Source organism: Bradyrhizobium sp. UFLA06-24, from assembly GCF_054967145.1.
Window position 1 is genome coordinate 23,144 of record NZ_JADFUE010000045.1, and the last position, 22,238, is coordinate 45,381.

General features: G+C 63.9%; 17 protein-coding genes. 8 read left to right on the plus strand and 9 right to left on the minus strand.

Annotated elements, in window-relative coordinates:
• Positions 1 to 42: 42 nt before the first annotated feature.
• From IF809_RS27950 to IF809_RS27965, 4 genes are all read right to left on the minus strand, one after another.
• Positions 43 to 1,692 (minus strand): acyl-CoA synthetase, encoded by a 1,650-nt coding sequence (locus tag IF809_RS27950; RefSeq protein ID WP_164938684.1) that lies wholly within the window; start codon positions 1,690 to 1,692, stop codon positions 43 to 45.
• A gap of 23 nt (positions 1,693 to 1,715) precedes the next feature.
• Entirely contained in the window at positions 1,716 to 3,575 is a 1,860-nt protein-coding gene (locus IF809_RS27955) for a TRAP transporter large permease (RefSeq protein ID WP_373291650.1), read from the minus strand.
• A gap of 45 nt (positions 3,576 to 3,620) precedes the next feature.
• Entirely contained in the window at positions 3,621 to 4,640 is a 1,020-nt protein-coding gene (locus tag IF809_RS27960) for a TRAP transporter substrate-binding protein (protein ID WP_453978917.1), read from the minus strand.
• 536 nt (positions 4,641 to 5,176) lie between these two features.
• Positions 5,177 to 6,049 carry a ferritin-like domain-containing protein gene (locus IF809_RS27965; RefSeq protein ID WP_462839126.1) on the minus strand — a complete coding sequence of 291 codons (873 nt, stop codon included), beginning with the start codon at positions 6,047 to 6,049 and terminating at the stop codon, positions 5,177 to 5,179.
• A gap of 307 nt (positions 6,050 to 6,356) precedes the next feature.
• Here IF809_RS27965 and IF809_RS27970 point away from each other — a divergent pair, with 307 nt between their 5' ends.
• From IF809_RS27970 to IF809_RS28000, 7 genes are read left to right on the plus strand one after another with little or no spacing between them, the layout of a single operon-like run.
• Positions 6,357 to 8,522, plus strand: a complete 2,166-nt coding sequence (locus IF809_RS27970) for a 4Fe-4S binding protein (protein ID WP_462839127.1) — start codon at positions 6,357 to 6,359, stop codon at positions 8,520 to 8,522.
• 23 nt (positions 8,523 to 8,545) lie between these two features.
• Complete coding sequence (nosZ, locus tag IF809_RS27975) at positions 8,546 to 10,489, plus strand: TAT-dependent nitrous-oxide reductase (protein ID WP_128966222.1); 1,944 nt, start codon at positions 8,546 to 8,548, stop codon at positions 10,487 to 10,489.
• A gap of 13 nt (positions 10,490 to 10,502) precedes the next feature.
• Positions 10,503 to 11,861 carry a nitrous oxide reductase family maturation protein NosD gene (locus tag IF809_RS27980; RefSeq protein ID WP_462839128.1) on the plus strand — a complete coding sequence of 453 codons (1,359 nt, stop codon included), beginning with the start codon at positions 10,503 to 10,505 and terminating at the stop codon, positions 11,859 to 11,861.
• Positions 11,858 to 12,778: an ABC transporter ATP-binding protein gene (locus IF809_RS27985; RefSeq protein WP_462839129.1), complete on the plus strand. Its 921-nt coding sequence runs from the start codon at positions 11,858 to 11,860 to the stop codon at positions 12,776 to 12,778. Before IF809_RS27980 ends, IF809_RS27985 begins: the two co-directional genes overlap by 4 nt.
• Positions 12,775 to 13,602: an ABC transporter permease gene (locus tag IF809_RS27990; protein WP_462839130.1), complete on the plus strand. Its 828-nt coding sequence runs from the start codon at positions 12,775 to 12,777 to the stop codon at positions 13,600 to 13,602. The genes IF809_RS27985 and IF809_RS27990 overlap by 4 nt, the downstream gene beginning before the upstream one ends.
• Positions 13,599 to 14,168 carry a nitrous oxide reductase accessory protein NosL gene (locus IF809_RS27995; protein ID WP_128966218.1) on the plus strand — a complete coding sequence of 190 codons (570 nt, stop codon included), beginning with the start codon at positions 13,599 to 13,601 and terminating at the stop codon, positions 14,166 to 14,168. Before IF809_RS27990 ends, IF809_RS27995 begins: the two co-directional genes overlap by 4 nt.
• Positions 14,165 to 15,160, plus strand: a complete 996-nt coding sequence (locus IF809_RS28000) for an FAD:protein FMN transferase (protein ID WP_462839131.1) — start codon at positions 14,165 to 14,167, stop codon at positions 15,158 to 15,160. Before IF809_RS27995 ends, IF809_RS28000 begins: the two co-directional genes overlap by 4 nt.
• Positions 15,161 to 15,204: 44 nt before the next feature.
• Here IF809_RS28000 and ftsH read toward each other — a convergent pair whose 3' ends face one another.
• Complete coding sequence (ftsH, locus tag IF809_RS28005) at positions 15,205 to 17,097, minus strand: ATP-dependent zinc metalloprotease FtsH (protein ID WP_462839132.1); 1,893 nt, start codon at positions 17,095 to 17,097, stop codon at positions 15,205 to 15,207.
• Positions 17,098 to 17,161: 64 nt separating this feature from the next.
• A complete protein-coding gene (locus IF809_RS28010; RefSeq protein WP_462839133.1) occupies positions 17,162 to 17,977 on the minus strand; it encodes a hypothetical protein in 816 nt (271 codons plus the stop codon).
• Positions 17,978 to 18,150: 173 nt separating this feature from the next.
• On the opposite strand from IF809_RS28010, the gene IF809_RS28015 reads away from it, so the two are divergent.
• Positions 18,151 to 18,708: a helix-turn-helix domain-containing protein gene (locus IF809_RS28015; protein ID WP_462839134.1), complete on the plus strand. Its 558-nt coding sequence runs from the start codon at positions 18,151 to 18,153 to the stop codon at positions 18,706 to 18,708.
• Positions 18,709 to 18,741: 33 nt separating this feature from the next.
• Here IF809_RS28015 and IF809_RS28020 read toward each other — a convergent pair whose 3' ends face one another.
• The 3 genes from IF809_RS28020 to IF809_RS28030 form a co-directional block, all read right to left on the minus strand.
• Positions 18,742 to 19,407, minus strand: coding sequence for a methionine ABC transporter permease (locus IF809_RS28020; protein WP_462839135.1), 666 nt, complete (start codon positions 19,405 to 19,407; stop codon positions 18,742 to 18,744).
• A complete protein-coding gene (locus IF809_RS28025) occupies positions 19,397 to 20,518 on the minus strand; it encodes a methionine ABC transporter ATP-binding protein (protein ID WP_462839136.1) in 1,122 nt (373 codons plus the stop codon). The genes IF809_RS28020 and IF809_RS28025 overlap by 11 nt, the downstream gene beginning before the upstream one ends.
• Positions 20,519 to 20,750: 232 nt before the next feature.
• A complete protein-coding gene (locus tag IF809_RS28030) occupies positions 20,751 to 22,223 on the minus strand; it encodes a DASS family sodium-coupled anion symporter (protein WP_453990941.1) in 1,473 nt (490 codons plus the stop codon).
• Positions 22,224 to 22,238: the final 15 nt, after the last annotated feature.

Consider the following 22,238-nt stretch of genomic DNA (forward strand, 5'->3'; position numbering starts at 1 on the left):
CTTCCGCCTGAATCTCTCAGGCGGAAGGTTATGCGGTCTCTCTCACGCCGAAATGGCTTTGGCCGAGCCGACTTCGTTGCGCAGCAGGAATTTCTGGATCTTGCCGGTCGACGTCTTCGGGATCGGCCCGAAGACGACGGCCTTCGGTGTCTTGAAGCCGCTCATATGCGTGCGGCAGAAGGCGATGATGTCGGCTTCGGTCGCGCTGGCGCCGTCCTTCAGCTCGACGAAGGCGCAAGGCACTTCGCCCCATTTGGGATCAGGCTTGGCAACCACCGCGGCGAACAGCACGGCCGGGTGCTTGTAGAGGATATCCTCGACTTCGACGGACGAGACGTTCTCGCCGCCCGAGATGATGATGTCCTTGGACCGGTCCTTGATCGTGACGTAGCCGTGCTCGTCGAGCACGCCGAGATCGCCGGTGTGAAACCAGCCGCCCTCGAAGGCTTCCTTGGTCGCCTTCTCGTTCTTGAGGTAGCCCTTCATCACGATGTTGCCGCGAAACATGACCTCGCCGATCGTCTCGCCGTCGCGCGGGACCTGCTGCATGGTGTTGGGATCGATGACGGTGACGCTTTCCTCGAGCGGGTAGGGCACGCCCTGCCGGCGCTTCATGCGCGCGCGCTCGGCGGCGGGAAGATCGTCCCAGCCGGGCTGCTCGGCGCAGACGGAGGCGGGGCCGTAGACCTCGGTCAGGCCATAGACGTGCGTGAGCTTGATGCCGATGCGCTCGGCGCCTTCGAGGACTGCGACCGGCGGGGCCGCGCCGGCGATCAGGCCGACCACGCGGCGAGCCGCATTTCCTTTCGGTGCATCGGGTGCGTTGATCAGCGTGTTGTAGACGATCGGCGCGCCGCACATATGGGTGACGCCGTGCTGCCTGATCAGCTCGAAGATCCTGGTCGGCTCGACCTTGCGCAGGCAGACATTGATTCCGGCAGCTGCCGCCATGGTCCAGGGGAAGCACCAGCCATTGCAGTGAAACATCGGCAGGGTCCACAGATAGACCGGATGCTGGCCGAGATTGCCGGCGAGGATGTTGCTGACGGCGTTCAGATAGGCGCCGCGATGATGGGTCACGACGCCCTTGGGATTGCCCGTCGTGCCCGAGGTATAGCTCAGCGCGATCGCATCCCATTCATCGCCCGGCGCGATCGCTGCAAAATTCGGATCGCCTTGCGCGACGGCCGCTTCATATTCGATCTCGCCGATGCGCTTGGCGCCCGTGAAGGCGGCATCGTCAACGTCGATCACGAACGGCTTTGGCCCGGTCATCTGGGCCAGCGCATCGGTGATCACGCCGGAAAATTCGGGATCGACCAGGATGATTCTGGCGCCGCCGTGATCGAGCTGGAACGCGATCGAGGGCGCATCGAGCCGGATGTTGAGAGCGTTGAGCACGGCGCCCGTCATCGGGACCGCGAAATGTGCTTCGTTCATCGCCGGGATGTTCGGCAGCATCGCCGCGACGGTGTCGCCGACGCCGATGCCCTTGCCGGCGAGATATGACGCAAAGCGCTTACAGCGCTCATGCGTCTGCGCCCAGGTGAAGCTGCGGCCCTCATAGACCGTGCTGACGTGATCCGGGTACACCGCAGCGCTGCGCGCAAGGAAGCTCAGCGGCGATAGCGGCACGTAGTTGGCAGGGGTCTTGTCGAGGCCGATATTGTACTGGTTCTGCCGATCACTCATCGACACCCTCCGTGACGCCGCGCTTACAGGAATCCAATCGAAATCCAGGGGAAGACCGCGACGATGATCAATCCCACCAGCAGCGCCACCAGATAGCCCCAGATCGGTCTGATGCCGTCGGCTGGATCGACGCGTCCAATGGCGCAGGCCGCATAATAGCCGACGCCGAAGGGCGGCGCGAATAGCCCGATACCCATCGCCAGAATGATCACCATGGCGTAGTGCACCTCGTGCACGCCGACGGCGCGGGCGATCGGAAATAGCAAGGGTCCGAACAGCACGATCGCGGGGATGCCCTCCAGAACGCTGCCGAGGATCGTGAAGGCCAGGATGGATACGGCGATGAAGGTCGCAGCTCCCCCGGGCAATCCGGTCATGGCTGCCGCTAGCGAGCGCGAGAAGCCTGATTGGGTCAGGCCCCAGGCCATGCCGGTGGCGGTGCCGATGATCAGCAGGATCGCGCCCGACAGCGCAGCCGTTTCGACCAGCATCGGAAACAGCCGCCGCCAGTCGAAGCGGCGATAGATCAACAGGCCGACCAGGGCGCCATAGACGATGCCGATGGTGGAGACTTCGGTTGCGGTCGCGATGCCCTCGACCACGGCGTAGCGGATCACGAAAGGCAGCGCGAGCGCGGGCAGGGCGACGATGAAGGTCTTGCCAATCTCGGAGGCCGTGGCGCGGCGGACATGGCTCATGTCCTCGTGGCGGTAACGCCAGCGCACCAGCATGCACAGCGTGATCGCGAGCACGACACCAGGCAGCAGGCCGCCGGTGAACAGCGCCGCGATCGAGACGCCGGTGACCGAGCCGATCGTGATCAGCACGAGGCTCGGCGGGATGGTCTCGGTTTGGGCGCCGGTCGCCGCCAGCAGCGCGACGAGATCGCCGGGCTTGGCACCACGCTGCTTCATTTCAGGAAACAGCACGGGCGCGACCGCGGCCATGTCGGCGGCCTTGGCGCCTGATATGCCGGAGACCAGGTACATCGCGCCTACCAGCACGTAGTGCAGCCCGCCGCGGACGTGGCCGAGCAGGCTTCCCAGGAACGCCACCATCGCCCGGGCCATGCCGGTCATCTCGATCAGAAGCCCCAGGAAGACGAACAGCGGCACCGACAGCAGGATCAGATGGCTCATGCCCTCGTCCATCCGCCCGACCAGCACCATGACCGGCGTGGGCGTGGTGAGCGCCAGATAGCCGAAGATCGCGAGGCCAAAGCCGAACGCGATGGGAACGCCGGCGAAGACGCAGAAGCCGGCGACGCCGACGAAGAAGATAACGAGATTGAGATTGCCGAGAGGCCGCAAATAAGGCTGTGCCAGCCAGAACAAACCGACCACGACGACAACGGAGATCACGGCCGTCAGCACCATGCGATAATCGGCAGTGCGGAACAGCCGGACCAGCGCGAACGCCGCCATCAGGCAGATCCCGACCGGCAGCGCGACGGCGCGCCACATGTTCGAGATCTGCAGCGCCGGCGTGGTGATGAAACTTTCCTCGTAGGCGTAGTCCCAGGCCGGCCAGATGATCAGCACGAGGAAGGCCAACGCTGCGCAGGTGGCGACGAGGTCGAGATAAGCGCGCGTGGCCGGCCGCGCACGCGCGACAACCGCGGTCATGCGCATGTGCTCAGAGCGGCGAAATGCGACTGCCGCGCCCAGCATCGCCAGCCACAGGAACAGGATCGAAGCGAGCTCATCGGACCAGATCAGCGGCCGATGCAAGCCGTAGCGCGCGACGACGCCGGCAAACAGGATCGCGATCTCGACGACCACCAGAATGGCCGCCGGGATTTCGACGGCGAGGCCGAGGATGCGCTCGAGCGAGGCCAGCACGGAGGATCGGCGAGGGGACTGAACGGTCGCCTCGCCCATCATTTCGCTCACCTGAACCCCGGTATGAGCCATGACGGCCCCAACGCGTTACGACAGTTTGCCGACGGCCTTTTCCAAGAGCTCCCAGGCCTGCTCGCCATACTTGCCCTTCCACTCGGCGTAGAAGCCGGCGGTGCGCAGCTTGTCGCGGAAGGGCGCGACCGCGGGCTGGTTGAAGGTCAGGCCCTTGCCCGCGAGCTCCTGCTGGAGACCAGCGTTCAGCTTGGCCGTATCCTCACGTTCCTTGATGGCGGCGGCGTTGATGTTCTTGGCGACGATGGTGCGCACGTCCTGTGGGAGTTTCTCCCAGGCTCTCCGATTGGCCAGGAACCAGAAGCCGTCCCACATGTGGTTGGTCAGCGAGCAGTATTTCTGAACCTCGTAGAGCTTGGCGGTCGAGATGATCGCCAGCGGGTTCTCCTGGCCCTCGACGATCTTGGTCTGGAGCGCGGAATAGACTTCGGCGAAATTGATCGAGGCGGGCGCGGCGTCGAAGGCCTTGAACATCGAGGTCCACAGTGGCGATACCGGCACGCGGATCTTGAAACCCTTGAAGTCGTCAGGACCGTTGATGGGCTTGGTCGACGACGTGGTCTGGCGGAAGCCGTTGTCCCAGATCTTGTCCATGACCTCGAGGCCGGCCTTCTTGATCTCGCCGCGGACATAAGCGCCGAGGTCACCGTCCATGGCCTTCCAGACCGTGTCGTAATCCGGAAATGCGAAGCCGATGCCGTTGATGGATGCCGCCGGCACCAGGGTCGACAGAATCAGGCCGGACAGCGTGAAGAACTCGACGCCGCCGGAACGGATCTGGCTCAGCATGTCGGTGTCCGAGCCAAGCTGGTTATTGGGGAAGATCTGGAGGTCGAACTTGCCGCCAGTCTCGCTCTTGATCGCCGCAGCCATCTCCTTGGCGCGGATGTTGAGCGGGTGCGTGTCGGGCAGGTTATTGGCGTATTTGTAGGTGAACTCGGCAGCCTGGGCACGGGCCACATAGGGTGCGCTGACGCCGCCAAAAACGGCGGTCGCGGCGGAGGCCTTTAGAAGCGTGCGGCGGGAAAAACTCATGGGTCTGTGCTTCCTCAGAAGATTGTTCTTGTTGTGAGACGCAGACCATACGGACGTCGGGCCTGAAGGTCATCTGCGATCTCGCGGAGCTCGCTTATTGCAGCCCGACAAGGTCGCGGCAATAAGACATCGGCCCAATTCAAAATCTGAAAAACAACCCCATGCACAGTAGCGGTCAAGTCCTGACGAGCTGAACCAACCCGGGGCCGGAAATCGCAGGGAAGCGAAAGCCCAGTGATAGCAATTTCGGCTAAACATCTGATCTGATTGTATATAATATATTCCATAATATACCTTATGCGAATTACGGATATGGGAGGCGGATCAGGACGGCCCAAATGATGGCTCCCCCAAATTGCCCCTTGCCCCATCAGAAGACCGACGCGCGACGGCAGCTCGCGCCCAGTGCAAGCTCCGAAACCGACCGTGGCGAACCCACTGGCAGGACATGCCAAGGGTCTCAGTTGGCGCAGCGTGCGGGGTCGGCGGAAGTCTGGGTTGGACGGAAGCCAGCGTTGCCCGGGTCAGCGCAAGCGCTAATCCGCCGAAAGCGACCGAAGCCAGGCCAGTCGTGCGATTGCCCTCTCCGCCATCTGTTGCAGGACTTCGGTGCGAGCAGCGTCATTCGAGCGCTCGGCCCCTTCGAGATAAGTGTCGACCAGCGCCTCGGCGATCTCCAGCGAACCCTTTCCTGCCAGGGAGACCGGAAAGCGGCCGACATCGGCGGCAGCGTCGGCCATCCTGACCGTCTCGTCGCGAAGGTCTCGTGTCCGGACTGCGGCCGGCCCGCTCATGTGCCGCTCGAGATCAGCGAGCTGGTCTGCCAGGCGAAGCTCAAGCCTGTGCGCATCGATCTGCGATGTTGCGGCTGATCCAGCGGCGGGTTCCCGCACGTGCTCATGATGGTAAGCGCGACGCCTCTCCTTTCGCAGCGCGGCAACATGGCCAAGCTCTTCGCTCGCCATGGCCTCGGACGCCCTCTTGATCTCGGGATCATCGGAATAGGCCGCGAGATAGGACCAGAAAGCGAAGGCGCGCTCCTCATTGCGGACGGCCATTGCGAGCGCGCGATAGGGCGTCATCAAGCGGGATGTCTTCGCGTCCGCGGCGACTTCCGCATCGATCGCTTCGGGCGTCTGCCAGCGCACCAGCACGGGATCCGGAACCTTGCCGCGACGCGATTGTGACCAGCGCGCGACGCTGTCGACGTGCTCGCGCTCGGCGGAACTTAGTCGCGCAAAGACATCGGCGAGATCATTCTTCCCCTGCTTGCGCATCTCTTTGGCCAAATCGTCGTAACGATTTGCCGCCTCCTGCTCCATTGCGTGCGCTAGCGCAAAGAGCTCGTCGAGAGACTTCGGTACACGACCGGGCTCGGCACTCAGCAATGACGTGCGCAGGAATGGCATAACGATGGCTCCAGATGCAGACGACTAATTCGGTTCCGCATAAGGGGTTTTGCGGAGTTGACAGATGCGGTCGCTGACGATGAGTGTGACACGTCAGCGGCGACAAATCATCGACGAAGTATCTTTCAGCACACGCGGCCCTCTCGGCCGCGCAGATCGCGTTTGAATCGAAATGTCGCAACAGCCGCACGACAAAAACGGCCTCGCGAGGCGTGCAGCACGCGCGCTCGCGAGCTCACTATTCTTGCTCTTGCTGTGTCTTGCGTGCATCTCGCCCGCATCCGCCGCCGGCGACTTGCAAACATACATGCCGAAGCTCACGCCCGCGGCGTTTTTTCCCGGTGCGGATCGTTTTGGGACGCCGCAGGGCGATCCGCCCATTATTCCGGTCTACCGCGGCGACCAACTGCAGGGATTTGTCTTCCTGAACTCCGACTTCGCCAACGCGGTCGGATACTCGGGCAAGCCGATCCACATCCTGGCAGGGATCGATCCGAAAGGCGTCATCACCGGCATCAAGCTCGTCGACCATAAGGAACCGATCGTGCTGGTCGGCATTCCCGAGGCCCGAATCGTCGCGGCCATGAATTCTCTGATCGGCAAGGACATGAAGCCGGTCGCAAGCGGGGCCGAGAATCCGCCGCAGGTCGATATCGTCAGCGGCGCAACCGTCACGGTGCTGGTGATGAGCGACAGCATCGTCCGCGCCGCGTCCAAGCTGATCCGGAGCGGTCGCGTCGGTGGCGGAGACGGCGCAGCGGCATCGGCAGCCCTGCCCCCGGTCATCAAGACCCTCGATCTCGAACATAGCGAAGTGCGCGATTGGGACAGCCTCGTCGGCGACGGCTCGGTGCGCCGGCTTCATCTCGGGATCGGCGACATCAACGAGGCCTTCGCAAAGTCCGGCAACGCGGCGGCGAGCCAGTATCCCGAGCCGGGCGATGCGAGCGACAGCTTCATCGACCTGTATGCGGCGCTCGTCACCGCGCCGACGATCGGGCGCAGCCTGCTCGGCGATGACGGCTATCAACGGCTGAAGGACAGGCTGAAGCCGGGACAGCAGGCCATCATCGTGGCCGGCAACGGCGCCTACTCTTTCAAGGGCTCGGCCTACGTTCGCGGCGGCATTTTCGATCGCATCGAGATCTTGCAGGACGGCAACAGCACGCGCTTTCGCGACCGCAACCATACGCGGCTGGGCGCTCTGGCCGCTGCTGGCGCGCCCGAGTTCAAGGAAATCGCGCTGTTCGTCACGCCGCCCGAGTTCACGCTCGATCCGACGCAGCCCTGGCAACTGCAATTGCTCGTGCAGCGAAGCCTGGGCGGACGCGACAAGGCGTTCCTGACATTCGACATCAATTACGCCCTGCCCGATCAGTACATGCGCCGCGAGCAGCGCGCGGTGACCGTGCCGGAGAGCGCCGCGGTCCCTGCAGCGCAGGCACCGGCAGCAGCCTCGCCGGCGGAGACGGACGAGCCGCTCTGGATGCGGATATGGCGTGCCAACACGGTCTCTGTCGGCATTACAGCGTTCATGCTGGCCGCCCTCACCGGCATCTTCTTCTTCCAAAACCTGCTGGTGCGCCGTCCGGTGCTCTACAACTGGGTCCGGCGAGGCTATCTCGCCTTCGTCCTGGTCTGGCTCGGCTGGTACGCCAACGCCCAGCTCTCGGTGGTCAACGTCGTCACCTTCACCAACGCGCTGGTGACCGGCTTCCATTGGGAGTTCTTTCTCGCCGCTCCGCTGATCTTCATCCTGTGGGCTGCGACGGCCGGAGGTCTTCTCTTCTGGGGGCGCGGTCCGTTCTGCGGCTGGCTATGCCCCTTTGGCGCGCTGCAGGAGCTGACCAACCAAGTCGCCAAGTGGTTGAAGGTGCCTCAAATCACGGTGCCATGGGGCCTGCACGAGCGGCTCTGGCCCATCAAATATATCGTCTTCCTGGGTCTGTTCGGCTTGTCGCTCTACTCCGTCGATATGGCCGAACGGTTCGCCGAGATCGAACCGTTCAAGACGGCCATCATCCTGAAGTTCGCGCGACAATGGCCGTTCGTCCTCTACGCGGTCGCGCTGCTCGTGATCGGCCTATCCATCGAGCGCTTCTTCTGCCGCTACCTCTGTCCGCTCGGTGCGGCGCTTGCGATTCCCGGACGCATGAGGACGTTCGAATGGCTTCGCCGCTGGCAGGAATGCGGCTCGCCGTGCCAGCGCTGCGCCAAGGAATGTCCAGTGCAGTCGATCCATCCGGAAGGACATATCAACGTCAATGAATGCATCTACTGCATGCATTGCCAGGAGCTCTACTACGACGACCATCGCTGCCCGCACATGATCCAGGTGCGGCTGAAGCGCGAGAAGCGTCAGGCGTTGTCGTCGCCCTCAATGCGCGCCAGCGGCAAGGGTCCCGCGACCGTCATCACCGCCGGCGGCAAACCTGTCAGCGCATCACCCGTCACCTCTCCACCCGAAACCTGAAACCGAAAGCCGAGGAGGCAATCATGAGCGAGAACGACAAAGTCAAGGGCGTCAGCCGGCGAACGATACTGGGAACGACGGCGGCTGCGGCGGGCGTCGGCCTGGCGGGCGGCGTCGCGATGAAGGACGGCGGCGGATTGATCTCGCCCGCCGATGCTCAGACGAAGACCCCCGCGGCGCCGCCGGCGCGATCGGGACTCCAAAAGGCCGAAGTGGCGCCCGGCGAGCTCGACGAATATTATGTGTTCTTCTCGAGCGGACAGTCCGGCGAGATGCGAATCCTCGGCCTCCCCTCGATGCGCGAGCTGATGCGCGTTCCGGTGTTCAATCGCTGCAGCGCGACCGGCTGGGGCCTGACCAATGAAAGCCTGAAGGTTCTGACCGAGGGCCTGCAGCCGGCCACCCGCGAATTCCTCAAGACTCGCGGCGGCACGTTCATGAACGGCGATCTCCACCATCCCCACATCTCCTTCACGGATGGCACTTATGACGGCCGCTATGCCTTCATGAACGACAAGGCCAACACGCGCGTCGCGCGGGTGCGGCTCGACGTCATGAAGTGCGACAAGATCATCGAGCTGCCCAACCAGCATACGGTCCACGGCCTGAGGGTGCAGAAATATCCGCGCACCGGTTATGTGTTCGCCAACGGCGAGGATGGTGTGCCCCTGCCCAACGACGGCAAGGTCCTGGACGATCCCAAGCAATATCGGTCGATCTTCAGTGCGATCGACGGCGACACGATGAAGGTCGCCTGGCAGGTGATCGTCAGCGGCAACCTCGACAACGTCGACGCTGACTACCAGGGCAAGTATGCCTTCTCGACCTGCTACAACGGCGAGGAAGGCGTCACCTTGGCCGAAATGACGGCCAACGAACAGGATTGGGTTGTCATCTTCAACATCAAGCGAATTGAGGAAGCCGTCAAGAAAGGCGACTTCAAGGAAATGAACGGCGTGCCCGTGATCGACGGCCGCAAGGGGTCGGCCTATACCCGTTACGTTCCGGTCTCGAACAATCCGCACGGCATGAACACGGCGCCAGACGGCATCCACATCGTCGCCGCCGGTAAGCTCTCCCCGACCGTGACAGTGATGGACGTGCGGCTGTTCGACCAGTTGTTTGACGACAAGATCAAACCGCGCGACGTCGTCGTCGCCGAGCCCGAACTCGGCCTCGGGCCTCTGCATACGGCCTATGACGGCAAGGGCAACGCCTATACCACCCTGTTCCTCGATAGCCAGGTCGTCAAATGGAACATCGACCTGGCCAAGCGCGCCTTCAAGGGAGAAAAGGTCAATCCCATCCTTCAGAAGCTCGACGTGCATTATCAGCCCGGCCACAACCACAGCTCCATGGGCCAGACCAAGGAGGCGGACGGGAAATGGCTGATCTCGCTGAACAAGTTCTCCAAGGACCGGTTCCTGAACGTCGGACCGCTGAAGCCGGAAAACGATCAGCTGATCGACATCTCGGGCGACCAGATGAAGCTGGTGCACGACGGCCCGAGCTTCGCCGAGCCGCATGACGCGACCATCGTCCACCGTTCCAAGATCAACCCGATCTCGATCTGGGACCGCGCGGATCCGATGTTTGCGGATGCGGTCAAGCAGGCCAAGGCGGACGGCGTCAATCTGGAGGCGGACTCGAAGGTCATTCGCGACGGCAACAAGGTGCGCGTCTACATGACCTCGACCGCGCCGGCGTTCGGCCTCGAGAAGTTCGATGTCAAGCAGGGTGACGAGGTCACCGTCTACATTACCAATATCGATGCGGTCGAGGATCTCACCCACGGCTTCTGCATCGTGAACTACGGCATCCAGATGGAAATTGGGCCGATGGCCACCGCATCTGTTACGTTCACGGCCAACAAGCCGGGAGTTTACTGGTATTATTGCTCCTGGTTCTGCCACGCCATGCACATGGAGATGAAGGGCCGGATGTTGGTCGAGCCGAAGTCGGTCTGACGGGAGCGAGCTCGTGAACGTCTTGTTGCGCATGTTCCCGGCGGCGCTGGTCGCCGCCGGGGTGTCCGGCTTCGCCAGCGCGGAGACCCTGACCGCTACGCCGGGGCAGCCGTTGCAGGCGTTGCTGGATAACGCGCGCGCCGGCGACGTCGTCGAGCTCTCCCCCGGCGACTATCACGGCTCGGTTCGCATCGATCGTCCGTTGCAGCTGGTCGGCAGGCCGGGCGCGGTGCTCGACGGGGACGGCGCCGACAACGTCGTCACGGTCACCGCGCCGGGCGTCACGGTTCGCGGCGTGACCATCCGGGGGTCCGGCCGCGATCTGCAGGCCATGAACTCCGGAATTTTCCTGCAGAAGACGGCCGAACGCGCCACCATCGAAGACAACCGGCTGGTGGAGAACCTGTTCGGCGTCTACGTGCACGGTGCCCGCGGTTCACGGGTCGCTCGCAACGACATCGAGGGACTGCGCGGCGGACGTCTCAGCGAGGCCGGCAACGGCATCTCGCTTTGGAATGCTCCCGACGTCACCATCGATGACAACACTTTCCGCTACGGCCGCGACGGCATCTTCTCGGTCTCCAGCAGCAAGGACCGCTTCATCAACAATCGTTTCGACCAGGTCCGCTTCGCGATCCATTACATGTACACCAATGACAGCGAAGTCAGTGGCAACGTCTCGATCGGCAACCATGTCGGATACGCCATCATGTATTCGAACCGGCTGGTGATCCGCGGCAACATCTCCGATCACGATCGCGACCACGGATTCCTGTTCAATTATGCGAACTACGCCGAGATCGACGGCAACCGTGTCACAGGCGGCCCACTGAGCTCGACAACGGACGCGACGGACAACGGCCCTGACGACGAGCGAGGCATGCTTCCGGCCGCGGTGCGGGCGGGCCCGCTTCGGAACGGCCCTGAGAAATGCGTGTTCATCTACAACGCCAATCACAACAAGTTCCGCAACAACTGGTTCGAGAACTGCGCCATCGGCGTGCACTTCACCGCCGGCTCCGAAGGCAACGAGATCACGGGCAACGCCTTCGTGAACAACGCCAACCAGGTGAAATATGTCGGCACCCGCAACCTGGATTGGTCGACCGGCGGGCGCGGCAATTACTGGAGCGACAATCCGGCGTTCGACCTCAACGGCGATGGAATCGCCGATACCGCATACCGGCCGAACGACCTCATCGATCGCGTGCTGTGGACCGCGCCGGCAGCAAAGGTCCTCATCAACAGCCCCGCCGTCCAGGTGATCCGCTGGGCGCAGGCACAATTCCCGGCGCTGCTGCCGGGAGGCGTGATCGATAGCCACCCTCTCATCTCCCCGCCTCCGCGCCGCACGGCCAAGGAGGCACGATGACAAAGACGGTGCGCATCTCCGACGTCACGAAAGATTACGGAAGCGTCAAAGCCGTCCGCGGCGCCTCGTTCGAGCTCAGCCAGGGCGAGCTGGTGGCCCTGATCGGCCACAACGGTGCCGGCAAGACCACGCTCATGAAACTGATGCTGGGGCTGATACGGCCGACCAGCGGCTCCATCGAGGTCCTCGGCGATAATCCAGCCGCCGGCGAATTCGCCGGCCGCCGCCAGCTCGGTTACTTGCCTGAGAACGTCTCATTCGATGCCGCTCTGACCGCCCGCGAAACGCAGGCGTTCTACGCCAGGCTCAAGCGCGAGCCGGTGGCGAGGGCGCTCGATCTGCTCGACACCGTCGGACTGGGAGCCGCCAGCCGCCGCAGGGTCGGCACCTATTCGAAGGGCATGCGCCAGCGCCTGGGGCTTGCGCAGGCGTTGATCGGGCGCCCGCGGGTGCTACTGCTGGACGAGCCGACCACCGGACTCGATCCAGAGCTGCGTCAGACCTTCTACGATGTCATCCAGCGGCTTGCCGCGGACGGTGCGACCGTGCTGCTGTCATCTCACGCGCTCACCGAGCTCGAGGAGCGCGCCGGCCGGGTCATCATCATGAACCGAGGCATCAAGGTCGCGGACGGATCGATCGCAGAGCTTCGCCGCCTCGCCCAGCTCCCCACCAGGATCCGCCTCAAGGTTTCGGGTCTCGCCCCGAGCGAGCTGCCGCGCTGGGCCCCGCAGGATGTGACCTGCCGCCGCCTCAATGGCCACATCGTCGAGATCGACGCCGCGCCGGAGCGGAAGATCGAGCTGCTGCACCGCGCGACCGCCTCGGGCAATTCGGTCGAGGACGTCGATGTGGTCCCCCCGTCCCTGGATGAGCTTTACGCTCACTTCCTCAGGCAATCGGAGCAGGCATCATGAATGTCCTGATCGTCGCAGCCAAGGAGATCCACCAGGCGATTCGCAATCGCTGGGTGCTCGCGGCGACGCTGCTGCTCGCCGGGCTTGCGCTGTCGCTGAGCTTTCTCGGCAGCGCGCCAACCGGGAACGTCGGCGTTCGCGCGCTCGACGTTGTCGTCGTCAGCCTGTCGAGCCTGACCATCTTTCTGGTTCCGCTGATCGCGCTTCTGATCTCCCACGACGCGATCGTCGGCGAGATGGAGCGCGGAACGATGCTGTTGCTGCTGAGCTATCCGGTCGCGCGATGGCAGGTATTGCTCGGCAAGTTCCTGGGTCATCTCGCCGTTCTCGCCTTCGCGACCTGTCTCGGCTATGGGCTTGCCGTCGGGGCATTGGCGGCGACGGGCAGCCACATCGATAGCGACAGCCTGCTGGCCTTCATGGCGATGATCGGCTCCTCCGTGCTGCTGGGCGCAGCTTTCGTGGCGATCGGATATCTGGTCAGCGCGCTCGTGCGCGACCGGGGAACCGCGGCCGGCATCTGCATCGGGCTGTGGCTGCTGTTGGTGCTGATCTACGACATGGCGCTGCTGGGCGTGCTTGCGCTCGACCAGGGACGCAACATCTCCGCGACAGCGCTCAACGCCATGCTGCTGTCGAATCCGACCGATGCCTACCGGCTGATCAATCTCACCGGGTTCGCCAATGTCAGCACCTTTGCCGGCATGGCCGGCCTCGCGCAGAGCACGTCGCTGACGGTACCAGTTCTTCTGGCCGCCCTGCTCTGCTGGACCATGGTTCCGCTGGCGCTGGCCGCGCTCGCTTTTTCGCGGAGAGAGCTATGAGGCATTGGGCGATCGCTTGCGCGATGTTGCTGCCGCTCGTGCTTGCGGGCTGCAACGAGAAACAGGCCGCGACAATTCCGCCGCCGCAGCGGATGACCGCGGAGGACATCGGCCATTATTGCGGCATGAACGTGCTCGAGCACCCCGGGCCGAAGGGGCATATCTTCGTCGCCAGCCTGATGGAGCCCGTCTGGTTCTCTTCGGTGCGCGACACGCTTGCGTTCACCCGTCTGCCGGATGAACCCAAGGACATTCAGGCGATCTACGTCTCCGACATGGCCAAAGCGCCGAGCTGGGACAAGCCCGGCCCCGACAACTGGGTCGAAGCCCACAAGGCGCTGTTCGTGATCGAAAGCCGGATCAGAAGCGGCATGGGCGGCGATGAAGCCGTTCCGTTCTCCGACCGCGGCGCAGCCGAGAGGTTCGTCGGCGAAAATGGCGGCAAGATCGTCAGCTTCGACGATGTGCCCCGCGACTATGTCTTGGCGTCGGCGACGGCCAACATTGACGCGGCCCCCGAAGCAACCGAAGGGCTGCCGGGCGAGCGACCGAAAGGGCAACCATGATGCAGATGCCGACACGCCGACGCTTCATCCGGATCAGTGCCGCAGCGGCGGGCCTCGGCCTGTTGTTCGCCGGACGCTCCGTTCGCGCCGAGGTCGCGCCGACCGTCTGGCGAGGCACGATGCTGGGTGCGGTCGCAACTCTAGAGATTCACGACGAGGAGCGCAGCCGGGCGGAGCGATTGATCGCGGTGGCTTGCGCCGAAGCGCGCCGGCTCGAGCAACTGTTCAGCCTGTACCGGAAGGACTCCGCCCTGGTCGAATTGAATCGCACCGGTATTCTGGTTGATCCCGCCGCCGAGATGGTCGATCTGCTATCGGCCTCGCAGCACTACTCACGGCTGACGGGCGGACTGTTCGATGTGACCGTGCAGCCGCTGTGGGAGCTCTATGCCAGCCACTTCGCGCAAGAGGACGCGGATCCGGCGGGCCCGGCAGCGGCGGCGATCCAGGCCGCGCTGGCGCGCGTCGGGAACGACCGCATCACGGTCGGCCGCGACCGCGTCGTCATGCCCCGCGGCACGACGGTCACGTTGAACGGGATCGCGCAAGGCTATGTCACGGACAAGGTGGTGGACTTGCTGCGGGCCCACGGCGTCTCCCACAGCCTGGTCGATATGGGGGAAGCTCGCGCGATTGGCGCGCGACCCGACGGACAACCGTGGGAGGTCGGCATCGCCGATCCTGACGTCTCGGGCCAGACCAAAGCGGTGCTGCCGATCGTCGACCGCGCCGTGTCCACCTCGGGCAATTACGGCTTCAGGTTCGATCCCAGGGCGCAGTTCAACCATTTATTCGATCCGCGAACCGGCGGATGCGCTGACCGCTATCGCAGCGTGACGACAGTGTCGCGCAGCGCGACCGCGGCAGACGCCTTGTCGACGGCCTTCAGCTTCATGCCGGAAGAGAAGATTCGATCGTTGCTGCCGCGTGTCGATATCGATCGCGTGCACCTCATCGATGACGCCGGCCAATCCACCGAGCTCGCCGCGTAGCGGCTCTTGGATCGTGCGGCGCGGAGAACGGAGCGCGGCGCACCCTAACTCGTGGAAGTGGCCGAAACCGACATCGCTCTTGCACTCCGCGGCGATGTTCGGTCTGCCGTCTCGATGTTCTTGCCGAGCAGCGGCGCAAACTGCTCCGCCGTGACCGTTTCATTCGCGATCAGCATCTCGACGCCGGCATCCAGGTCTGCTCGCTTCCGTTGCAGAATGTCGCGGGCACGACGGTCGCCCTCCTCGACCAGGTTGCGCACCGCAAGATCGATCTCGCGGCCGGTCGCTTCCGCCGCCGCAACGATGGTATCCTGGGTGGCAGCCATGAAGGCCTGCGGTTTTGGCGCATAGGTGCGTTGCCCGACCGTCTCGTCCATGCCGTATTTTGTCACCATCTCGATGGCGACTTCGGTGGCCCGTTGAAGATCATCGGCGGCGCCGGTCGAAATGGCCCCGTCAAAAATCAGGCGCTCGGATGCGCGTCCTCCCATCAGCACGGCAATGCGGTTCTTCAGCTCCTCGATCGTGAGCAAGAACCTGTCCTCGGTCGGGCGCTGAATGGTGTATCCCAGCGCACCAATCCCGCGTGGGATGATCGACACCTTCTGCACGGGATCGACGCCCGGCAGGCTGGCGGCGACGAGGGCATGTCCCATCTCGTGATACGCGACCCTGCGCCGTTCGTTCTTGCCGAGCACCCTGCTCTTCTTCTCGATGCCGGCCACGATCCGCTCGATCGCCGTGACAAAATCCGCGAACGAGACCTCCTCGCCATTCCGCCTGGTCGCCGCGATCGCAGCCTCGTTGATCAGGTTGGCGAGATCAGCTCCGGTGAAGCCCGTGGTGAGGGCGGCGACCTTCTCGAGGTCGACATCCTCTCCCGTGTGGATCTTGCTGACGTGCACCTTGAGAATGGCCACGCGACCGTTCTTGTCCGGCCGGTCGACCAGGACCTGCCGATCGAACCTGCCGGCGCGCAGCAGCGCGGGATCCAGGATCTCGGGGCGATTGGTGGCGGCGAGCAGGATGACGCCCGCGCTTGGATCGAACCCGTCGAGCTCCGACAGGAGCTGGTTGAGAGTCTGCTCCTTCTCGTCGTAGCCGCCGACAGATAATGGGCCGCGGCTGCGTCCCAGCGCGTCGAGCTCATCCACGAAGATGATGCAGGGCGCGGCCTTGCGGGCCTGCTCGAACAGGTCGCGAACGCGCGCAGCGCCAACGCCGACGAACATCTCGACGAATTCCGAGCCGGAGATCGAAAAGAACGGGACAGCGGCCTCGCCTGCCACCGCGCGCGCCAGCAAGGTCTTTCCGGTGCCGGGCGGCCCGACCAGCAGAATTCCCTTCGGCACGTGAGCGCCCAAACGGCCGTAACTCTTGGGGTCCTTCAGAAACGAAACGACCTCCTGCAGCTCGAACTTCGCCTCGTCGACGCCGGCGACGTCGGCGAAGGTGACCTTGATGTCCTTCTCGATATAGACCTTGGCGCGGGACTTGCCGATCGCCATCAGTCCCCCGAAGCCCTGGCCGCCGGCCACACCGCGACCAAGCCAGAACCAGATCAGGAAGAAGACGATGACAGGGAAAATCCAGGACAGCAGGCTTTGCAGTCCGCCGCCGGATGGAATGCCGGTCACGCTCACGCCCTTGGTCGCAAGCTTCTCGGCCAAAGCCAGATCAACCCGTGCGGTGACGAATGCCGATTTTCCGCTCGGAAGCGGATCCTTCAATTTTCCCTGGATCGTGTCGGTCCCGACCGACACCTCGGCGAGCTTGTCCTGGGCAAGCAATTGCTCGAACTGGCTGTAGGGGATGGTCTCGATCGAATTGTACGCCGTCGAGACGAACTGAAACGCTACGAGCAGCATGCCACCCAGAAAAATGATGGCCGTCGCAATGGTCTGCTTGCGCGATATTTGTTCGGAATCCACCTGCATCTCCCGTCGACGTCGGCCGCAGTCGAAAGTTACCGGCGCAGCGGTGACTTACACTTGACCCAAGTCAACGCAACGGCAGCAGCTCGAGCTGGCTCTGCGCCTTCTTGACGGCCGCGGCGAACCAGCTCTGGGTCGGCGCTTCCCTGGCAAAACATTTGGTGTAGGCGTCCATCGCCTGGTCTTCCTTCGCCATCGAATCCTGCGGGGTCTTTCTTGCCATCATCTGCTTCCAGACCTTCTCGCAAGTTGGAATCTCTGACGTCTTGACGGCGTCCGTGACGGCGAGGAAGTAGACTTTCTCGCCCTGGACCGCGACGACGTCGATTTCATGCGGCGGCCCCTTCAGGTCGCCATTGCCGCGGAGGCCGAGCACGGCCATCGCCAGACTTGCAGATGAGGGCTTGGTGATCGGCAACTCCGCATATTTGGCGAAGGCGGCGTCCTGGATCGCCTGATAGTAGAATCGGTCCGACCGGAATGCCGCGTCGATCTCCTGCGGCATGCCGTCCTTGCCGTGTTCGCGCAGCCAGTGCTTGAGCAGCGAGGTCGTGGTCACCACAGCCTGCTGCTTGTCGCCTTCGGTGGCGAAGCCGAGCCCGTCGAGATGGCCGAAGCCGATGTCGTCCCGAAACAGCGTGTCGACGTTCGACTTGCCGTCGGCCGGCAGCCCCTTGATCGCGACCGGACCGACGAGGCCGCGCAGGAGCCCTGTCAGCTCATTGAGCGCCGCCTCGTGCTGCCTGGAGGTCTCGTCGCCCTCCTTGGCCTTCGAGAACTTGGCGATGTAGCGATCGCGCAGGTCGAGATAGTGCTGCTCGGGAGATGCCGCGTGCGCGGGCATGGCGAAGGCGAGCAGGCAGAGCAAGGCAAGCGATCTCATCGCGACCGTCCGGAAGGCTGGGAGTGATCTCCAGTCTTTGTGGCGTTGCCGGGCCGGAAGGTTCAGAACCAATCCTTCACCATGGCTTGCGGGTTCGATTGAGCCCTGGGAAACCCAACGGTAAGAACGTCTGGGGAATTTTCCATAGGGCCTGATATCCGGGGGCGACGTCCATGAGCGAATTGCGCGCTGCGACCAGGCAATCCACGGCCAGGACGGGGATCATCGAGTTCGATGGCGCGAGGGGCGTCGTGAGCATCCCCTGCACGATCGCGGACGTTTCGGGCACGGGCGCGCGGCTGAAGCTCGACTGGTCGCTGGCGTTTCCAAAACAGGCCACGCTGATCTTCGCCGATGGCCTGCGCAAGGCCTGCCGCATCGCCTGGCAGAAGCGGCGGCTGCTCGGCGTCGCCTTCGCCGATGGCGTCGCGAGCGCGGAGGAGCAGGCCCTCATGATGACCGAGGAAGAGCAGGCTTTGCACAGGCGCCACATCGGCGCACAGGTCAGAGCCGCGCGCGAGGCGCGTGGCTATACCGAGACCCAAATTGCCAATCTCGTCGGCGTCTCGCCCGAGTTCATCTCACGCGCCGAGAGCGGCGAGATCAGCATCCCGCTCCACCAGCTCACCCACATGGCCGACCTGTTGCTGGTGGATCTCGACGGTCTGGTGGCAGGTCCGGCCTCGATCGCATCGTCACCAACCGAGCCGCACGCGGACGCCTCTGCCTGAGCTCTTCAGCGGTAGCCAAGGTAAAGCTTGCACTCAGCGGTGCCGCAGCCGGCGATTGACCCGGCGCGCCAGATAGTCGCCTGCGCTCTGCACGAGCTGCACCAGCGCGATAAGCACGACGACGACGGCCAACATCATCTCCGGCATGAAGCGCTGGTAGCCGTAGCGGATGCCGAGATCGCCAAGCCCGCCGCCGCCGACCGCGCCGACCATGGCGGAGTAGCCGAGCAGGCTCACGATCGCGAGGGTGAGCGCGAGCACCAGGCCCGGCAGCGCCTCGGGGATCAGCACCTTGAACACGATCTGGATCGGGGAAGCGCCGAACGAGGACGCGGTCTCGATCAGGCCGGCATCGACCTCGCGGATCGCCGCCTCGACCAGCCGCGCGATGAACGGCGCCGAGGCGATGGTCAGCGGTACGATCGCCGCCGTGGAGCCGATCGAGGTGCCGGCAATCAGCCGCGTGAACGGGATGATGGCGACGACCAGAATGATGAAAGGCGTCGAGCGCGTCGCATTCACGACGGCGCCGAGCACGCGGTTGACGATGGGCGCCGCAAACAGCTCGCCCTTGCGGCTGGTGGCGAGGAAGACGCCGAGCGGCAGGCCGATGGCAGTGCCGAGCAGCGCGGCGATGCCGACCATGTACAGGCTCTCGAACGTCGCCTGGAGGATCAGGTTGATGAGTTCAGGCGACATAGCCGAGACGCTCCGCCGAGAGTTGATGTTGAGACAGCCAGGCCAGCGCGCGCGCCGCGGCGCCGTCCCCGCCGGGAATGCCGAGCACCAGCGCGCCGACATGCTGGCCGCCGATCTCGTCGATGCGCGCCGTCAGCAGCGAAACGTCGAGGCCCAGCTCGCGGGCAAGCCGCGCAACCAGCGTGTCGCCGGCCCCTGCCCCGCGCACCTGGACGCGGATCACCGCATGCCGACCAGGCTCCTGTACGATCCGGCTCGCCAGGGAGACCGGCAGGCTGTCGCCGGTCACCTCGGACAGGAATGACTGCGTGATTGGGTGCTTGGGGTGGGTGAAGAGGTCGGCCACATGCCCGCTCTCGACGACGCGGCCGGCATCGAGCACCACGACTTCCCTGGCGAGCTGGCGCACCACGGACATTTCATGCGTGATCAGCACGATGGTCACACCAAGCTCGCGGTTAATGTTCGCAAGCAGATCGAGGATCGCGCGCGTCGTCTGCGGGTCAAGCGCGGAGGTCGCCTCGTCCGACAGCAGCACGCTCGGCCGCGTTGCCAGCGCGCGAGCAATACCGACGCGCTGTTTCTGCCCGCCGGAGAGCTCGGACGGATAGCGGTCGTGCTTGTCGGCGATGCCGACGAGCGCAAGCAGCTCGGTCACGCGCGCGCGAATGTCGGCCTTGGGCCAGCCGGCGATCTCGAGCGGCAGCGCGATATTGTCAGCGGCGGTGCGCGAGGACAGCAGGTTGAAATGCTGGAAGATCATGCCGATCGAGCGCTGCGCGAGCCGCAACTCGCGTCCCGTCAGCGCGGAGATATCCCTGTTATCGACGATCACGCGGCCCGCGCTGGGCTTCTCCAGGCCGTTGATGAGGCGGACAAGGCTCGACTTGCCGGCGCCGGAGCGGCCGATGATGCCGGTGATGGATCCGCGGGGAATGGCAAAATCGACATTCTGCAGCGCCTTGACGCCCGGCTTACCACGATAGGCCGGGTAGGTTTTCGAGATGTTCTCGAAGCGGACCATCGCCTCGGGCTGAGCCGCGGCGTGCTGGGTCTCGATCGGTTCTCCGATCACGAGCAATGGGTGCGCATTCATGGAAAGGGCGTTCATGGACGACATCTAGCGCGCCCGCCCGACAGGCGCACGCGAACCAGGTCGCTATCCAGGCGACGGAGGATGGAACAGAGGCAGGCGCTCGATGGCGGCGCTGCAATGCAGCACACCTTTGCCTTTTCCAGTCTTCCTTGCAATGTCAGATATTTGCGGAGGATTAGGCCAAGTTTTCCCAATCCCTCCTCGGGAAAGAAAATTCGTCTGCGGGGGTATCAGTCCCCTGTCCGGCTCATCGCATTTGCAGCCAGGGAAGCACGATCAGCAGCAACCCGGCGAAATAGAGTACCCCGAACATCAGGCCGAAGCCCCAGAACTGGCCCTTCCCGATATAGCCGCTGCCGTAATACATCGGCGCCGGCCCGGTCGCGTAAGGCGAGATCACGCCCATCAGGCCGAGCGAATACATGCACAGCATCGCCAGCGTCGCGACGGGCAGATCGGGGATGCCGGATCCGACCGCGAGCACGACCGGCAGCACGGCCGCGGCATGCGAGGTGATGCTCGAGAAGAAATAGTGGATCCAGAAGAACAGCGCGACCAGCAGGATCATCGCGGTCGACGGCGCAAGCCCGGTGAGCGGTTTCGCAAATTCATTGGCGAACCATTTGATGAAACCGATCTCGTTGAGGCCGGAGGCTAGTGTCAGCAGCGACGTGAAATAGAAGAACACCTCCCAGGCGCTCTTCTCGCTGACGATGTCGGCGAACTCGATTACTCCGGTGATCAACATCAGCGAGATCACGATGAACACCACGGTGGTGGCGTTGACGAAGTTGGAGCCGAGGACCGGCACATGGATGTCCGGGCTCGAGCCCGCGATCCACAGAAACATCGCCAGCACGATCAACGCCAGCATGATCCATTCGTTGCGCGACATCGGGCCCATCGCTCCGAGTTCCTTGGCGGCCCATTCGGAAATTTCCGGACTGCGCTTCACCTCGGGACGGCAGATCGCGTAGCTGAGCAGCGGAACGAGAATCATCAGCAAAATGCCGAGCGGTGCGAAGCCGACGAACCACTGGCCCCAGCTCACATCGACCCCGACCGTCTTCTTGGCGATCGCGAGCGCGGCCGCGTTCGGCGCCAGCGCGGTGAAGAACAGCGAGCTCGTGATCGCGGTGGCCGCGAAGGCGGTCCACATCACGTAAGTGCCGATCTTGCCCGCGGTCGGCCCCGGCTCGGAGCCGTAGATGCGCGGGATGTTGCTGATGATGGGATAGACGATGCCGCCGCTGCGCGCGGTGTTGGAGGGCGTTGCCGGCGCGAGCAGGAAATCGGACATCGCCACCGCATAACCGAGCCCGAGCGTGTTTCGCCCCAGGCGCCGCACCAGCACCAACGCAATGCGCCGGCCGAGCTGGCTCTTGCGGTAGCCGATCGAGAACACGAAGGCGCCGACGATCAGCCATACGGTGCTCTCGGCAAAGCCCGCCAGCATCCAGCGCAATGATTTGTTGGGATCGGCATCAATATAGCCGCCAACGCCCGCGACCGTGAGCCCGATCAGGCCGACCGCGCCGACCGGCATCGATTCCAGGATCAGCCCGGTGATGACGGCCGCGAACACGGCGAAGTAGTGCCACTGGTTGACGTTGAGGCCCGCCGGCACCGGCACCAGATAGATCGCCAACCACACCGCCAGCGGCGCGACAAGTTTCCAGCGAAAGCCCTTCGCCTCAGCTGCCTGCGAACTGGCGGTCATGCGCCCTCCCCTCGA

Bases quoted from the DNA above. Each gene is read 5' to 3' on its own strand.
- IF809_RS28000 (WP_462839131.1), top strand. From the start codon at position 14,165: ATGATGCAGATGCCGACACGCCGACGCTTCATCCGGATCAGTGCCGCA.
- IF809_RS28010 (WP_462839133.1), bottom strand. From the start codon at position 17,977: ATGAGATCGCTTGCCTTGCTCTGCCTGCTCGCCTTCGCCATGCCCGCG.
- ftsH (WP_462839132.1), bottom strand. From the start codon at position 17,097: ATGCAGGTGGATTCCGAACAAATATCGCGCAAGCAGACCATTGCGACG.
- IF809_RS27985 (WP_462839129.1), top strand. From the start codon at position 11,858: ATGACAAAGACGGTGCGCATCTCCGACGTCACGAAAGATTACGGAAGC.
- IF809_RS27965 (WP_462839126.1), bottom strand. From the start codon at position 6,049: ATGCCATTCCTGCGCACGTCATTGCTGAGTGCCGAGCCCGGTCGTGTA.
- IF809_RS27995 (WP_128966218.1), top strand. From the start codon at position 13,599: ATGAGGCATTGGGCGATCGCTTGCGCGATGTTGCTGCCGCTCGTGCTT.
- IF809_RS28030 (WP_453990941.1), bottom strand. From the start codon at position 22,223: ATGACCGCCAGTTCGCAGGCAGCTGAGGCGAAGGGCTTTCGCTGGAAA.
- IF809_RS27950 (WP_164938684.1), bottom strand. From the start codon at position 1,692: ATGAGTGATCGGCAGAACCAGTACAATATCGGCCTCGACAAGACCCCT.
- IF809_RS28025 (WP_462839136.1), bottom strand. From the start codon at position 20,518: ATGAACGCCCTTTCCATGAATGCGCACCCATTGCTCGTGATCGGAGAA.
- IF809_RS27990 (WP_462839130.1), top strand. From the start codon at position 12,775: ATGAATGTCCTGATCGTCGCAGCCAAGGAGATCCACCAGGCGATTCGC.
- IF809_RS27960 (WP_453978917.1), bottom strand. From the start codon at position 4,640: ATGAGTTTTTCCCGCCGCACGCTTCTAAAGGCCTCCGCCGCGACCGCC.
- IF809_RS28015 (WP_462839134.1), top strand. From the start codon at position 18,151: ATGAGCGAATTGCGCGCTGCGACCAGGCAATCCACGGCCAGGACGGGG.
- IF809_RS28020 (WP_462839135.1), bottom strand. From the start codon at position 19,407: ATGTCGCCTGAACTCATCAACCTGATCCTCCAGGCGACGTTCGAGAGC.
- IF809_RS27970 (WP_462839127.1), top strand. From the start codon at position 6,357: ATGCCGAAGCTCACGCCCGCGGCGTTTTTTCCCGGTGCGGATCGTTTT.
- IF809_RS27955 (WP_373291650.1), bottom strand. From the start codon at position 3,575: ATGATGGGCGAGGCGACCGTTCAGTCCCCTCGCCGATCCTCCGTGCTG.
- nosZ (WP_128966222.1), top strand. From the start codon at position 8,546: ATGAGCGAGAACGACAAAGTCAAGGGCGTCAGCCGGCGAACGATACTG.